This is a genomic window from Geobacillus sp. BMUD, from assembly GCF_013096845.1.
Lineage (GTDB): Bacteria > Bacillota > Bacilli > Bacillales > Anoxybacillaceae > Geobacillus > Geobacillus vulcani.
Genome location: NZ_SDLA01000001.1, coordinates 539,041 through 554,905, shown reverse-complemented (window position 1 = coordinate 554,905; position 15,865 = coordinate 539,041). Strand labels below are relative to the sequence as shown.

General features: G+C 46.1%; 13 protein-coding genes and 1 pseudogene. 2 read left to right on the top strand and 12 right to left on the bottom strand.

The annotated features are described in order from the left end of the window. Positions 1-84: 84 nt before the first annotated feature. From ETC05_RS02670 to ETC05_RS02625, 10 genes and pseudogenes are all read right to left on the bottom strand, one after another. Positions 85-834, bottom strand: coding sequence for an SIS domain-containing protein (locus ETC05_RS02670; protein ID WP_171660310.1), 750 nt, complete (start codon positions 832-834; stop codon positions 85-87). Further along, positions 831-1,559, bottom strand: coding sequence for a KDGP aldolase (locus ETC05_RS02665; protein WP_171660309.1), 729 nt, complete (start codon positions 1,557-1,559; stop codon positions 831-833). The genes ETC05_RS02670 and ETC05_RS02665 overlap by 4 nt, the downstream gene beginning before the upstream one ends. Next, positions 1,546-2,277 carry a creatininase family protein gene (locus ETC05_RS02660; protein WP_171660308.1) on the bottom strand — a complete coding sequence of 244 codons (732 nt, stop codon included), beginning with the start codon at positions 2,275-2,277 and terminating at the stop codon, positions 1,546-1,548. Before ETC05_RS02660 ends, ETC05_RS02665 begins: the two co-directional genes overlap by 14 nt. A gap of 9 nt (positions 2,278-2,286) precedes the next feature. Further along, positions 2,287-3,279: a phosphotriesterase family protein gene (locus ETC05_RS02655; protein WP_171660307.1), complete on the bottom strand. Its 993-nt coding sequence runs from the start codon at positions 3,277-3,279 to the stop codon at positions 2,287-2,289. Positions 3,280-3,683: 404 nt separating this feature from the next. Further along, on the bottom strand, positions 3,684-4,979 hold the full coding sequence (locus ETC05_RS02650; protein ID WP_171660306.1) for a PTS ascorbate transporter subunit IIC: 1,296 nt from the start codon (positions 4,977-4,979) through the stop codon (positions 3,684-3,686). Between the two features lie 18 nt (positions 4,980-4,997). Then, positions 4,998-5,261, bottom strand: a complete 264-nt coding sequence (locus ETC05_RS02645; protein WP_171660305.1) for a PTS sugar transporter subunit IIB — start codon at positions 5,259-5,261, stop codon at positions 4,998-5,000. After that, positions 5,258-5,701 carry a PTS sugar transporter subunit IIA gene (locus ETC05_RS02640; RefSeq protein ID WP_171660304.1) on the bottom strand — a complete coding sequence of 148 codons (444 nt, stop codon included), beginning with the start codon at positions 5,699-5,701 and terminating at the stop codon, positions 5,258-5,260. Before ETC05_RS02640 ends, ETC05_RS02645 begins: the two co-directional genes overlap by 4 nt. Before the next feature lie 15 nt (positions 5,702-5,716). Continuing rightward, positions 5,717-7,849 carry a BglG family transcription antiterminator gene (locus tag ETC05_RS02635; protein ID WP_171660303.1) on the bottom strand — a complete coding sequence of 711 codons (2,133 nt, stop codon included), beginning with the start codon at positions 7,847-7,849 and terminating at the stop codon, positions 5,717-5,719. Positions 7,850-8,535: 686 nt separating this feature from the next. Then, complete coding sequence (locus ETC05_RS02630) at positions 8,536-9,972, bottom strand: NAD-dependent malic enzyme (RefSeq protein WP_031410065.1); 1,437 nt, start codon at positions 9,970-9,972, stop codon at positions 8,536-8,538. A gap of 227 nt (positions 9,973-10,199) precedes the next feature. Next, positions 10,200-10,752, bottom strand: a pseudogene (locus tag ETC05_RS02625) (DJ-1/PfpI family protein). Positions 10,753-10,902: 150 nt separating this feature from the next. Here ETC05_RS02625 and ETC05_RS02620 point away from each other — a divergent pair. Then, a complete protein-coding gene (locus ETC05_RS02620; protein ID WP_171660302.1) occupies positions 10,903-11,631 on the top strand; it encodes an NAD-dependent deacylase in 729 nt (242 codons plus the stop codon). Continuing rightward, on the top strand, positions 11,628-12,512 hold the full coding sequence (locus tag ETC05_RS02615) for a fructosamine kinase family protein (RefSeq protein WP_171660301.1): 885 nt from the start codon (positions 11,628-11,630) through the stop codon (positions 12,510-12,512). Before ETC05_RS02620 ends, ETC05_RS02615 begins: the two co-directional genes overlap by 4 nt. A 173-nt stretch (positions 12,513-12,685) precedes the next feature. Here ETC05_RS02615 and ETC05_RS02610 read toward each other — a convergent pair whose 3' ends face one another. Beyond that, on the bottom strand, positions 12,686-14,776 hold the full coding sequence (locus ETC05_RS02610; protein WP_171660300.1) for a GDYXXLXY domain-containing protein: 2,091 nt from the start codon (positions 14,774-14,776) through the stop codon (positions 12,686-12,688). 258 nt (positions 14,777-15,034) lie between these two features. Further along, positions 15,035-15,823 carry a coiled-coil domain-containing protein gene (locus ETC05_RS02605; RefSeq protein WP_171660299.1) on the bottom strand — a complete coding sequence of 263 codons (789 nt, stop codon included), beginning with the start codon at positions 15,821-15,823 and terminating at the stop codon, positions 15,035-15,037. Positions 15,824-15,865 lie beyond the last annotated feature (42 nt).

Sequence of the window (15,865 nt, the reverse complement as noted above, 5' to 3'; positions counted from 1 at the left end):
GGTCTCCATCCCCCACCGTCTTCTCGTTTGCTACTATTTTAGCAAGAACCGATGGCGGTTGGCTACAACGCTTGTTTCCGAGTGCTACGGCTGCTGCCCCTCGACCAACACCGGGATGCGTTCTTGATACTGTTCAATCCATCGACGGTTATGTTCGTCCGCCCCCTCGATGTTGCCGCTTAAAAAGATCGGCGGCTCCACTCCATTTTCTGCCATGAGGGCAATCGCCTCGGCGAAAACAGCGTTTAAAATCGCGCTGCCGATCACTGTCGAAGTAGGCGCAAATGGAACAGAAACGTTTGGGTGAGCTAAAATCGCATCGCCTTTCACGGAATGATTGTCAATCACAAGATCGACGACCTCATACAGCAACCGACCGCTCTTATGCCGCGAAGGCTGGCTTTTGGAATACGCCAAGGACGTCACCGCAATGGTATAAGCGCCTTTCGCTTTCGCCGCCAGCGCCACATCAATCGGGACTGGATTGCGTCCTGATGTAGACAAAACGAAAAACACATCTTCAGGACGGATATCCTCATGATCTATAAAATTTTTTGCGAAATCATTCATTCTCTCCAACATGGACGAACGAACCGCCCCCTCATGAAGCATAAGGGGCTCAAAAAATATTGGTTTAATTGGCACAAGCCCTCCAGCACGGTAGAACACTTCTTCCGTTAAAATGTGGGAGTGGCCACATCCGAACAGTTGAATAATTCCACCTTTTTGAATGGCTTCACTTACTATATAAGCGGCTTTTTTTAGATTGCCCTTCTCATGTTTTAAAACGAGTTCCAAACGTTCGTTGATCTTTTGAAAATAATGTTCGATCACGAGCCGATCACTCCTTTTAGTTGCAGAAAAATTTCTTTGACTCTACTTGGATTCGATTCTCCCTTGCCTTGTAATACATCTCCAAATACATGCGGCATAAATAATTCAATATTTATTTTTTTGATCTCTTTGTATAAAACAGGAAGATGGTGAGCTTTAATACCGCCCGCCGGCTCAATGGCTCTTATTCCTCTTTTGGCTGCTTCTTTGGTAATAAAAAGAAGTTCCTCTAGATGATCGAGCCCTTTCATTGGCATGACTTTTATGGATTCAACCCCGCAGGCAGCAACCAATTCTAATAATGGCTCTACTCTTATCCTTTTTCCTGCTGGCATTTTTGCAAAACCGACCTCCCCAGATGGGGAGATAAGAGCAGTAATAATAGGGAAACATTGATTTGCTGCCAAAAATCCCTTGGCATAAAGGGCTCTTTCCAATGGCTGATTGATATGTTCCGGGTTGCTCCTAACGGCTATATCAACAACCCGTTTCCATTCATCAAACTTTCCTCCACCACCAAGGCCAATACTGACCACCGGTGATGATCGTTTAATACTTTTTACGGTCTGAACAGCTTCCTCGATAGTAACAAAATCTGCGGCCGTAATTCCCGGCACACAAAATCCGTCCGATGCCTCTAGAAGATCAGCAGCGTTTTTTCCGTCCTTCGCTAAAACATTGAGCAGCAGCTGATCTTGAAACCGCTTTATATTAAATAACTTCATTTTGTGCTCTCCTTAACATATATGCCATTTTGTCTAAAGCTGTTTCCACAATGATTTTTCCTTTTTCTTTTGTTGCTTTTGTTGCATCCCCTAGCACCGCCGTTTTAGTAAATGTTTTCCATGGAGTTGGACTCACATCTGCTTCCTCATCTATATTTGGAATATCACAAATCGCTTTACTCATGTCTACATATTCTTCGGCTAAATAAAGCATAATCGATGTTTCAATTTCACAAGCATGGAAATAGACGCAATGAATCGCCTCCGTTTCCCGTATTTCATTAACGACTTTGTTCATACCGGGATAGAAAAAATAAAAGGTTTTAAAATTAGGAAATTGATCATATAATATTCTTGCTGCTTCTTTTAACGCTGTTTGATTGCCAAGATGGCCGTTGACCATTGCCCAAATCCGAAATCCTTGTTTATATAAACTTGTTCCGATTTCCACCAATATCCGAACCAACGTTTCATTGGAAATAGATATACTACCGGGAAAATCTCGCAGACTCCATACCTGCCCATACGGAAGAGCGGGAAGAACGAATCCTCCGACCTTTTCTGCCAATCGATAAGCAAGACGCTCTGCCAAAATGACATCGGTACACAAAGGAAGATGTGGACCATGAGCCTCTACTGCACCCACAGGCATAATTGCAATACTTGACTTGGTAATTTTGTTGCTTACTTCAACTGAATTTTCTAAAGCAAAGTTCACTGATCTCACCTACTTCTTAAATGCAAAACAGCGAGAAGGGTTTTCTACAAAAAATAGATCAATTAATCTTTCCCCGTCAAAACCTGCACGATTTGCCTCATCAATAAATCGCGGAACCCATTTTGAAATGATATACTCTAAGCCAAGTCCATAATTATAGTGTTTGTAATATGACTTCCTTGCAGTATCTCCACTTACCAGTATTTGTTTTTCATATCCTTTGCGAACAAGTTCCAAAATACAATGAATTCTTGTGCTTTCTGGACCATATTTAATCTTTCCAATGCTGTCAAAACAAAGATAGGCACCCGTTTTAGCAATTTGTTCATGGTAATATGGATCAGGGTTTCGATCCATATGACCGAAGCTTACATTAGACAAATCAACCCCTTCGCTTCGTAAAATTTCAATTTGTTCGAGAGCCATCGTACCTGCTTCTGTATGGGAATGAATAGGTGCTTTTGTTTCATGATGTGCCCTAGCAACAGCACGTATAGTTTTTTCTTCCAGGGGATCAATTCGATTGTAACCTGTTCCGAATTTCACTTGCCCTCCTTTATAAGAGGTTCCTTCAAGCCCTACCTCTATTTCTTGAACGACAAACTCCGCGAGTTCGTTTACAGTTGCTGTTTCGATCCACTCATAGTAAGAAGCATAAGGCCCAACAATTTTTTGTATTTTTTCTCCCAGTTTAGCTCCCCATAAAAAGCTTTTATTAAAACCAGCCGTCCCAATAATATGAATTTTTGCTCTCCTTGCAATATCAGCAACAGCTTCTACGTCTCTTCCGTAATCTACTGCTGTAGCATCTACAATCGCATTGCCTCCATGTTTCACAAAGTCTAGAACATCTCTCAATGATTTTTCCTTATCATCTAACAACAAATCATCTTCACCTTTTTCTTGCCAATATGGCGGACGGCAAACAATATGTTCATGGGAATAGGTAAACCCCAACCATTTCGGATCAATATCTCCATGTAATGTACGAATAAAGCTCATTTTCCCCCTCCATTTTATTGCAAATGATAAAGCTAAATTTCTTAACATGAAGTAGCTAGCTTGCTGGACTGGATCCATTCCTAATAAAAACTAGGAGCAAGATTTTAGAAAACAGGGCCTGCTTAATGGCTCGCTGTCCGTTGGTCAAAGAGGGCCCAAATGCGGGAAACCCCTTCCTCGCTTCACAGGCCCCCATACATAGATCTGAAAGCAACGTTATTCTGTCGTCCTACAACCAATCAATACTTAGTAAAAGCTACAAGTTAAAGTTTTAAATGGTATCTATAATAAAGCCTGATTAAAAAGATTGCCTCTAACCAGCGTGAGATCGAGTGGGACTTTCATTTACCATTTTTCCACCTAATAGCAATGCAATGAATCTTTGATTAAATTACTGACCTTCTTTAGAAGAATAGTTGAGCAAGTATTTTAATAACAGGTCCGAGAATAAACATGTCTGAATCCGCTGCCCACATGGCAGTATCAGGAATTGTACTCGATATTAAAAATTTCACCATGATATATTGTCCCCATGCTACTACTGTTGCAGTCATAAAACCACCTAATATAGCCCCTCTTACACCACCTGTTGCATTTCCGAAAACTCCTGCTGTCGCAGCATGGAAAAATAGCACAATCATCGTTGGTACAAATACATAGCCAACCGTATTTCCAATAATAACAAGCCAAAGGAGTGCTCCTACAAACGCACCTAGAAATCCTAATATGACTGCATTTGGAGCATAAGGAAAAACAATCGGACAATCAAGGGCTGGTTTTGCTCCCGGAACGAGCTTGGTTGCAATACCATTAAAAGCCGGAACAATTTCTCCAATAAACATCCGGACTCCCATTAGTACAACAGCAATCCCCGCAGCAAACGTAAAAGATTGGATGATCGAATAGATAATAAAGTTTTGGCTGCCCGCTTTTTTCATTAATTCTTCTGCCCCTGGAGTTCCTTTTAGAGAAACGATGATTGCTCCTATTAAAAATAAGACCCCCATTGTTAATGCAGTGATTACATTAGAATCCCTTAGAAATTCCAATCCTCTCGGAAGTTTTATCTTTTCTGAATCGTTCTCTTTATTACCAAACGCTTTACCAACTAACGCCCCTATTAGTGCAACAGATGCAGACGTATGCCCCAAAGCAATATTATCATTCCCCATAATTTTTCTCATAAACGGTTGTGTAAGCGCCGGCTGTAATGTCCAATAGAGACCCATAATAATAGATAGAAAGATCACCAGCTTCCAAAATGGCACATTTCCAACGGTATGAACAACGATGCCGGCAAAAATAGTTGTTGTCCAAAACATCATATGTCCAGTTAGGTAAATAAATTTAAATTTAGTCAGTCTAGCTAATAACACGTTAATTAAAAATCCTATTGTCATAGCTAAGGTTACTGCGCTTCCATATTTCACATTGAATCCTTCTTGTCCCACAAATTTACCTAAAGATTCTGACTTTAAATTAAATACTTCTTTCCACATAGGCTCAAAAACAGTCAAAGAATCCACTATAACGCCAGCACCAGCGCCAATAATCAAAAATCCAATAACAGCTTTAAATGTGCCGCTGATAATTTGATTAGCTTTTTTCTTTTGTAGCAGTAAACCGATCAATACAATGAAACCCAGCAGTATAGCTGGCGTTCCAAACACATTAGTAGCGATCCATTTAATTATGTCCATTTACTCTCCCTCCATTATTTATAAATTGCTCTCTAAAGCATGTTTGATTTCTGCTCGATCAAAATAATTATTAACAATAATGATTTTCGCGCTTACACCCATCAAGGAATCAGCTAGTTCTTTGTTAGTAACAATAAAATCAACATCCATGCTTGGGGCAGTAGATACATCTGTGTGTTCTACGTCTGCTGTAATCCCTAGCTCAGCCAAAACTTGCTCCACATTCATTCTCAAAATTAAACTCGTTCCTTGTCCCAAACCGCAAACACATAAGAATCTCATGCTCCCACTCCTCTGATAAAATGTTCAATTTCTTCATACGTTTTTGCATGAATCATTTTCTCGATGATTGCTTTATCCCCTAATAATACCATTAGCTTCTTCAAGACCTCTAAGTGCTCATCACTATTAGAAGCTCCAAGAGCTAGTACAAGTCTGACAGGATCGTTTGTTTTATGTCCAAATTCAATCGGTTCTGCCAATTGCACCAGCGACACTGAGGCTTCTCTCGCCCCGTCTTCCGGCCTAGCATGCGGGAGAGCGATTTGTGGTGCTAAAACAAAATATGGCCCATTTTTTCTGTACGATCTCACCATTGCTTCTATATAAGATGGATAGATATGGTTTTGATTCAAAAGCAATTGCCCTGCCTTTCTAATAGCTTCTTCAGGTGTATCGACTCTAACATTCAATGCTACTAGATTAGGTCCTAGAAACTTCATGATGAGTCCCCTTTTTTACCTTCTGTTATTGTCACCTATCTTCTTTTGTAAATACATCCATATTTCTTCGGGAGTATGGCATTGAATTAACCCTTGAACAAATTCAGATGACTGGAGGCATTCAGACAATGTTGACAATGCGTAAAGGTGAATTTCTGAATCTATTGACGCCATTACAATGATAACTTGTACATCGTGTTCTTCTTTTGTAGAAAAACGAACAGGTTCCTTTACCACTAACAAACTAATCCCTGCTTTTTTTACCCCTTCGTTCGGCTTTCCATGAGGAAGTGCTACCTTTGGCGCAACGATAACATACGGACCCAACCTTTTAATATGATTAATCATCGCATCAATATACTGTTTTGTTATTCTACCAGCGCTCAAAAGGGGTTGAGAAGCAAGATTTATTGCATACTCCCAATTTTCCACTTTTTCCACAATTTGAATGTATTCTACCGCAAGCAAATCTAACAGTCCTGGTTTTCCTATCGAATTCTTTAAAAACAAGGGCTTATAAAAGTATTCCTTTAATTCAATCATTAGTCCATGCTCGTCTTTTATATCTGCATATTTCTTGATAATTTCCAAAACGGCTTCTGGGGAATATTTTGTCTCTTGTGATGAGTTAGCTCCAAATAAAGCATGAACCTTTTTTAATAGCACTTCTTTTTCTTGATCTGTTAAAATGGGATTCACAACAAATACAGGATGTCCTCTCTTAGAAACAGGGACAGTCGAAACAGCAAAATCAATATCGTTAAACTCCCTTTGTTCGTAATCTCTCGCAGAAACAGTCTCCACGAAGTCAACAGTTGAAAACAGAGTTTCCAACTGCTTTCGTAAAATAGTTGACGTACCAATACCACTTGCACAAATGAGAAGGGCACGTTTTCTCTCTTTGGGCTCAATTCTTTCCTTACGCAACCATCCCCCAAAATGGATAGCAATTAACGCTATCTCCTCATCATTGACTTTCTTCCCAATAGCCGTCTCAAAATGATGAACTACCTTTTTTGTGATGAGAAAAAGATCTTTATATTTCGTCTTGATCAACTCAACCATAGGATTTTCTACTTGTAATCCATACTTAATTCTGTAATAAGCTGGCTTTAGATGTAAGAGCAAATTTTCTTCAACAGCTTGCCTATTCGGAAATGTAACGCAAGCAAACATTTGGAATTCTGTAACCATTTTTCGAACAACGTTTTGTAGATTCTCATAGTCCTCTTTACTTCTCAGAACTTTTTTTGAATATTGAATTTTTCCACTTAATAAATGCATAGCCAAGTAATAAACTTCATCATCCGGTACAGAAGTATGAAAGATCAATTCCAAATTTTTTCTAGCCTTTTGCGCTACTTTAAATTCTTTCGTTTGTTGGATCACCTCCTTTTCGATTGGATCAAAATCAATTTTTTTACCTTGAACAATTCGTTTTCCAAACAGCCAAAAGCGCAAGGCCAAGTGATATAACATATCGTCTGCAAATTGTATATTTAAATCCCGTTCACACTCATTTAAGACATCAAGTATACTTCTTAACTCATCTAAGGACGTAGTTGACTCATTCTCATTATGAGCTAACAAACGTTTTAAGTTAGTGAAAACAGCTAACCAATCTTGTTGATGTGGAATAACAAGCGATAAGTAATATACAATTGCTCTTCGTTTATCTTCCTCTTTTCCCTTTATCACGTAGCCGCTTTGACGTGTAAAATGAAGACTTAAATGGAAGTTATTCAATTGTTCACGCAATTTTTTTAAATCCTTAATAGTTGTATTTCTACTTACTTTTGTTTTTTGTGATAAATCGTTCAGAAAATGAGTTGATTCCTCTAATAATAGGTGGATTGCAAGCCATGCTAACCTTTCTCTCTCCGAGTATGTGTAATTGCATACCTCTAAATTTTTTAGTTTTTCAGGAATAGCTTGCTTTACCTGATCCGTTAAGTAAAAACCTGAGGCTCGAACGTATCTTACTTCGTCAAGATTGTTGGTTTTTAACCAATAATTAATTTTTTCTATATCGTAATAAACTGTTCTTCTGGATATATTAAATATTTTTACCATTTCTTGCACAGACAGATAACTGTCACGCCTCATCAACTCATACAATATCGCTGTACTACGTTCATCAAGTACCATCGCCCAACCTCCCTGCACAGCCATTTGTGCAAAACTGGATGGGGAATCTAAAAGGCCGGTGAAAAACAACAGATTCGCTCGACTTATCGACAAACACGTGGAATACAATGATGGCATTGCAAGGTTTTTGAATTAGAGAAATAATGTTGTACAGCAGTATTTTCCCTTACAATCACGGACTTCCTAAGAGACAACTGGCAATTTCTTAACCCTATTTTACTAGAAAACACTTTCTTCTATAAGGCCAAATTCCGCACACTTTATCTGTGCAAAACTGGTTTCAAGGGATAATGACCGTCGATGAAGTACTTCCTCTGTGATTAAATCTCCTGTCTTACCTTTGGAACCATGAGTGTCGTGTCAACTAGCCTGCGTATGCTTCTTACACCTTGTCAATTATGCGCTTAAACAGCTCCAACGGTATGAACTCATGTAATACTTTTTACAGTTGTTATAGGAGACTGGTGAAAAAACGCTGATTCCCTTAATCAATGGGAGAATGCGTGAAAAGCAGGACTGGTTTTTCTAGTTGAGAAATGACATTGTAAAGCCGTATCCACGATTAAATCACCAGCCTCATAGATGTAGGAATTAATCCACTACCAGTTATTAAACACTCCTGCAGCCAAAAAAAAACGGCTTCCTAATCAAAGGAAACCGTCCATCAGCTCGTTGTATTTGTTTCTTTATTGCCCTGTATACCCGCCAACCGGGATGTTGTCTTTCCGGGCAACGCCGGTGCGGTAAGCCGCTTCAATCACCGCCTGGCGGACGCGTTCCACGACCTTGCTGTTAAAGACGCTTGGAATGATATACGTTTCATTCAATTCGTCCTCGGTGACCACTGAAGCAATCGCTTTGGCAGCGGCGAGCTTCATTTCTTCGTTAATTTCTTTCGCCCGGCAGTCCAATGCACCGCGGAAAATGCCCGGGAAGCAAAGAACGTTGTTGATTTGGTTCGGATAGTCGGAACGTCCCGTCGCCATTACGCGCACGTGCGGCTCGGCCAGCTCTGGGTCGATTTCCGGAATCGGGTTGGCCATCGCGAACACGATCGGATCGCGCGCCATTTTTTTCACGTCTTCGACTTTCAAAATGCCCGGGGCGGAAACACCGATAAACACATCCGCACCGGCGATCACATCCGACAAGCTTCCTTTCAGATTATCCGGATTCGTCATTTGCGCATACTCTTGCCAATACGGATTGTCGTACGTTTCGTCGCGGTGGATGGCGCCGTGGCGGTCCACCCCGATAATGTTGCGCACGCCAGCGGCAAGCAAAATTTTTGTGCAAGCAATCCCGGCCGCGCCAATGCCGGTTAAGACAACTTTAATATCTTCCAGCTTTTTATCAACAATTTTCAAGGCATTGAGCAATCCGGCCAGCAGCACGACCGCTGTGCCGTGCTGGTCATCATGGAACACCGGAATGTCCAACTCTTCTTTCAATCGCTTTTCAATTTCAAAACAACGCGGCGCCGAAATGTCTTCCAAGTTGATGCCGCCGAATGCCGGAGCGATCGCTTTCACAATTTGAATGATCTCTTCCGTGTCTTTCGTGTCCAAGCAAATCGGAAACGCATCGACGCCGGCAAACTCCTTAAACAGCATCGCCTTCCCTTCCATGACCGGCATCGCCGCATACGGGCCGATGTCGCCAAGCCCAAGCACCGCTGTGCCATCAGAGACGACGGCGACCGTATTCCGTTTAATCGTCAGTGAATACGCTTTGCGCGGATCTTCAGCGATGGCCGTGCAAACGCGCGCCACGCCCGGCGTATACACCCGCGACAAATCATCGCGCGTTTTCACCGGAATTTTCGAGTTGGTTTCAATTTTTCCCCCGATATGCATCAAAAACGTGCGGTCGGAAACGTTCACAATTTTGACGCCCTGAATCCGTTTCAGCGCTTCGATGATCAAATCGCACTGCTTCGTATCAAGCGCACTAACGGTGATGTCGCGCACCGTATGGACTTTGCTTGATGAGATGACGTCAATCCCGACGATGTCTCCGCCCGCCTTGCCGATCGCCGCGGCGATATCGCTAAAAGAGACGCGGTCTTTTTCAAACTGAAGACGAATCGTAATGTTCATCGCTGCCCCGCCTGGTAATGCCATACCAATCGTCCTTCCTTTTCTCTATATTTTGTAAACGGTCTACGGTACAAATGTTATCTTATGAGCGCCAAAAAGACAACCCTTATTGTTCGAACAAGCCAAACGGATGCTGGCGTGACAGGCAAAGCGGCCAGCGCAGAAACAGGCCCACTTTGGCTGCATCAGTTGGTGGGAGTTTCACGAAAAAAAGCGGCCTTCCCGGATGCAGGAAGACCGCTGCCTTTCCGCTATTGAAGCAGGCGGAGAAACTCGCGCATAAACGCCGGCAAATCCGGCCACGCATGGGCGGAAACAAGGTTGCCGTCGACATGCACCGTACGGTCGGACACATACGTCGCTCCGAGCGCTTCAACCCCCGGTTTGCAGGCGATATACGCCGTCAAGCTCCGCCCTTTCAGCACCTCTGGCATCGTCTCGAAAATGAGCGAAGCATGGCAAATCGCCGCGATCGGCTTATTCGCCTCAAAGAAATGACGGACGATGCGCTGCACGTTTTCATCAAGGCGAATGTATTCCGGCGCCCGCCCGCCCGGAATGACTAACGCATCGTATTGGGTCGAGTCGATCTCGGCAAACGATGCATGGGCGTCGATCAAATAGCCTTGTTTTTCCACATACGTATCCCAGTCGGCAAAATCATGGACAACGGTGTGCAGTTTCTTTTTTCTTCGGCGCGGCAATCGTTACATCATGCCCTTCCTCCAACAAACGATAATACGGATAATACACCTCCAGCGCCTCAACAGCGTCGCCGGTGATGATCAACACTTTTTTGCTCATCGTTCTCGCCCCCCTTGTCCATTTTTTCCTTCTCTTTTATCATAATGGAAACGGACGGAAAGGAAAAGCAAAATGATTGTCGAATCGATAGAAAAAGGGTCGTGTGAAGCTTTAACGAGGAAGAAGAGCATGATCAAGGAGGAATCAACCATGACCATTGCCTCTTGGCTCGCCGAATCGCGCCGAACGGTGGTGCTTACCGGCGCCGGCATGTCGACCGAAAGCGGGCTGTCGGATTTTCGTTCGCCGCGCACCGGGCTGTGGGCGCGTTTTAACCCGAGCGAACTCGCTACCATCGATGCGTTGTACCGCCGCCGCGAGTCGTTTGTGGAGTTTTACCAATACCGCATTCGCACGCTGCAGCAATGCCAGCCGCATGATGGACATCGCCTGCTCGCCGACTGGGAGCAGCGCGGAATCGTGCAGACGATTGTGACGCAAAACGTCGATGGATTTCATCAACAAGCCGGCAGCCGACGCGTCATCGAACTGCATGGCTCGCTCCGAACCGTCCATTGTCAGCGGTGCGGGCAATCAAAGCCTAGCTTTGTCTATTTGCACGGTGTGTTGACGTGCGAATGCGGCGGTGTTTTGCGTCCATCGGTCGTATTGTTTGGCGAGCCGCTGCCGGAGAATGCCATCAATGCAGCGTGGGAAGCCGCCCGCCAAGCGGACTTGTTCCTTGTGCTCGGCTCATCCTTGCAAGTAGCGCCGGCGAATCAGCTACCGCTTGTCGCCAAACGAAACGGCGCCAAACTCGTCATCATCAATTGGGAACCGACGGAACTTGATGATCTCGCTGACGCCGTCATCCAGCAACGGAAAATTGGCGACGTGCTGAAAGAACTTAACGAACAGCTGAAGGGGGGAGCACGATGAACCGGGAAGCGATGTTACAAGAGGCGCTTCGCTCAATCGGCGATGATTCACGAATCCGCCATTGGCGGCGCGTATCCGGCGGCGACATCAATGACGCCTACCGCGTCCAAAGCGGCAAGCAAACGTATTTCATCAAAATGCAGCGCTTTCCGCCAGCCGGCTTTTTCACCGCCGAACAAGCAGGGTTGGAACGGCTTCGCCAGGCGGACGCCATCCACGTCCCGGCTGTCTTTGGCGTGGGGGAAGCAAACGGATGGGGCTGGCTTGTCCTCGAGTGGATCGAAGGAACAGAAACAGCGCAGACGGCTGAACAGCTTGGGCGCGGCCTCGCCCGCCTCCATCGATGCCGCGGTCCGGCGTTCGGGCTTGACCACGATACATATATCGGGGCGCTGCCGCAACGAAACGGCTGGTACGGCCGCTGGCTTGACTATTACCGCGATGCCCGACTCGCCCCGCAAATGAAACGGGCGGCGGCAAACGGCCTCCTGCCCGCCGAGCGACAAAGAAAGTTGGAGCGGCTGCTTGAGCGGCTTGACCGCTGGATTCCAAACGATTGTTTTCCGTCGTTGTTGCACGGCGACTTATGGGGCGGCAACTGGCTTCCGGGCCCTGGCGGAGCTCCCTATTTGATCGACCCGTCCGTGTTTTACGGTCATTATGAGTTGGAGATCGCGTTTACCGAGCTGTTTGGCGGCTTTCCCGCTCGGTTTTATGCAAGCTATCAAGAGCTGATGCCCCTTACTCCGGAGTATCATGAGCGAAAACCGCTTTACCAGCTGTTTTATTTACTCGTGCATTTGAATCTGTTTGGCGAATCGTATGGCCGATCCGTCGACCGCGTGCTTGAACGTTATGCGGGGGAGTACCCCCCCGCTTGACTTGACCGCTCATTCCGGACGCAACACCAGAGTGCTGCCTTTGACTTTTCCTAAACTTGTCACATGGTACGTGCCGTTGACCCAGTTGTCCATACGAACAGCCCTTTTTGCGAAAACACCGCCTGTATGTCGATAAGGAGCGGACGCTCAAGCAGGCCCGCTCCCTTGTTCGCTCATTCCGCGCCGATCTTTTCAAGCAGCGCATCGCCGTTTCGGCTGACGCGCACATAAGCGAAGCGGGCGTCCCGCCACCGTTCCCCGGTTTGTTCCGGCACGAAATACGATTCAATTCCATACACGGCCTGCTCACCATAGAAAGTGCCGCTGATCAAAATGTCTCCCTGCTGCCGCACAGCCCCAGGCCGTTTTTGGCCATTGACGGCATACACTCCGGCGAAACGGTACACTCCGTCCGGTCCTTTTCGCAACATCACCTGCACCTTTCCACTTCCATCCAGAGACGAGATCGTAGAAATGTCATAGCGAAGCCGGATATAATCCCCTTGCAGCACAGAACGCGGATCCACCGGCTCGAGCGCTAATTTTACCAACTGTCCGTCTCGCAATAGCCGTTCTTTCTCCCATACGGTATATCCGGTAAACAGAAATTGGACAACGACCATCAACAGGACACCTAAGGAAACGTTTCGAGGCCACACCGCCTCCCTAGGGAAATGAAGCCGATTCCGTTTTTCCAGCCAAACAGCCCAAGCGAGCAACACCACCCCAGCCGCCAACAAACTGACCGATTTATGGAGCAAGTTCCACGCCAGCTCATAATATTTGAGCACAAAATAAAGAACCGTATACCCCCAAGCAATGGTCCGCTCGCGGCGCCGCCGTTGAAACAAGAAAAAGGCGAGCACCGCCACCATAGCGAGATTGGACGCCATATAAAGCCCATCAGCTTGGAAGATATCAACACTTGTCGCAATCCCGAGCGCACTAAGCGCCAGTACGAGCGGAGTCATGGCCGTCTTCCCTCTCCATCGACTGTATGCGTACAGCACCCCGTTCCATAGAGCGAGCAGCAACAGCTCCACCCGTCCATTCTCCATGTTCACATCAAGCACTACATACAAATAAAGCGTCAACGCAACCGTCGTCAACCGCTGCATCCCGCGCTCCGGGAAACGGATCACTCCCACGGCGAGCACGGCGATATAAAGAACCAACACCACCGTCGACAGTTCCCACGTCACCGTCCATCCAAGCCCGTAACCGACCGCCAGCAGCGTATAACGCACAACGGCGTTCCAACGGCGGCCGAGCCAAGCCGGAAGCACCAATCCAAAGATCGAAAGGAAAAACAGCACATACGGCGACCACGTGTCCGCCCACAGAAAATACAAGCCGAGCAAACTCGATATGGCCAACGACGAAGCTGCGAGCGTAATCACCGCTTGAAACGCGGCCAAAAACCATTTTCCGGCCCGCGTTCCCGCCGAAAACATCCCGGCCCGCCGGAGAAAGACGACCCCGCCGTACAGGATGATGGTTGCAGCAACAAGTCCGAGCAGAAGCAGCCATGTTTCAAAATGATCCACCAGCAAACGGTGGTATTGAATCAACAAAAACAAGCCGGCAAACAAACTCGTCACCAAACCATATCCCCGCTGTTTGGCAACGGAGAAAAAGTAGTAAAGCAGCCCGGCAAGCAGCGCCGCATACACGTATGGCCACCAGACATCGCGCCCGTACGAAAAGCCGGTGATGCCGATGACAAGCAGCCAGCCGTGCATCGCCGCATAAGCGAGATACGCTGTCCAAGGCGAACGGCTGAAGCGAAAGAGCGCGCCGTTGACCACAGCGAACAGGAGCAGCCAGCCAAACGATGCCCATTCCCTCCACTCGATATGGTAAGCGGAAGGAAAATAATAAAACCAGCAAGCAAGTTGCAGCAGCACGACAGCGATGACCGAAAGCGCCGGATCTTTCGTCAGCCGCGCCAACAACGCTGTCGGCGCCAGCCAAATGAGGAACAACCAATAACTGTCGGCGTGAGAATTATAAATTTGTCCTACTAACGCCAATGAGATGCCAAACGACAACACCCCACCGATCAACATCCAGCGCCCTAAAAAGCGATGGCGGCCCGCCAGAACAGCGCTTGCTCCATAAAACCCCGCCATCATGCCGATACTGATCACGACTTTCGCCTCTCGCCCCATCTCCGGCCAGTTGGCGGCAAAAAAATAAACGATGCCGGCAATGATGCACAAAAACGCCAACGCATACCCTGTTTTCACGATCCGGGCCGCCATATCGCTTCCCCCTTGTCACTGGTTTTTTCTATAAAAAATATATGCAGAAAAAGCTGTCTAGAAGACCGTTGAAAATACGCCTTATTTCCTCGCACGTTTCCAGCTGCCGCCGATCCGCTAGAAGGCTCGTGAATAGGGTGGCGCTCCAACAGCGTTTCTTAAGCTGGCACTTCTAGCAACACCGCCCTCTCTTCCCGTTTTGTTTTCCAGCGGTTGTTTGTCACCGGTCTTTTCGGTTCCTGCTTGCGATGAAGAACATTACAGTTGGAGATGATGTTTTAAGTGGAAAATTTCCATATCATGCTCGGCCACTTTTTTTATCAAATAATCGATGGATGTTTGCTTGGAAGAGAATTCGCGCGAAGCCAGATCAAGAGCGGCCTGATGCTTATGAAGCATGTTCTCGATGTGGCGAAAGTGGCTCCGCATTTCTGTTGCGAGGTTGTCAACTTTTTCTTCGACCCGTTCAACTTTCACTTCAAGCCGTTGCTGTCCTTCTTTCAAGGTTTGCACATCGCCCTTGACCATGTCCATGTCCGCTTTCAATGTTTGCACATCGCCTTTGACCATGTCCATGTCCGCTTTCAATGTTTGCACATCGCCTTTGACCATGTCCATATCCGCTTTCAATGTTTGCACATCGCCCTTGACCATGTCCATGTCCGCTTTCAACGTTTGCACGTCGCCTTTGACCATGTCCATGTCTGCTTTCAGCGTTTGCACATCGCCCTTGACCATGTCCATGTCCGCTTTCAGCGTTTGCACATCGCCCTTGACCATGTCCATGTCCGCTTTTAATGTGCGCACATCCTCTTCAACCCGGTGAAGCCGCTGTTCCAAGCGGGCTTGTCCCTCTTGCAACAACTGCACTTCACCTTCCAAACGCGCCTGTCCTTCTTTCAGCGCTTGGATCTCGCCTTCCAAACGCGCTTGTCCTTCTTGAAGTGCCCGGACATCGCCTTCGATCCGATCGAGCCGCATGTGGATCGGATTCAACTTTTGGTCAAGCAATTCAGCCATTAGTTGTACGAGTTCGGCTTGGCTCATCGTTCTCACCTCCTTTCCCCCATTGTATCATGGTCCCACACA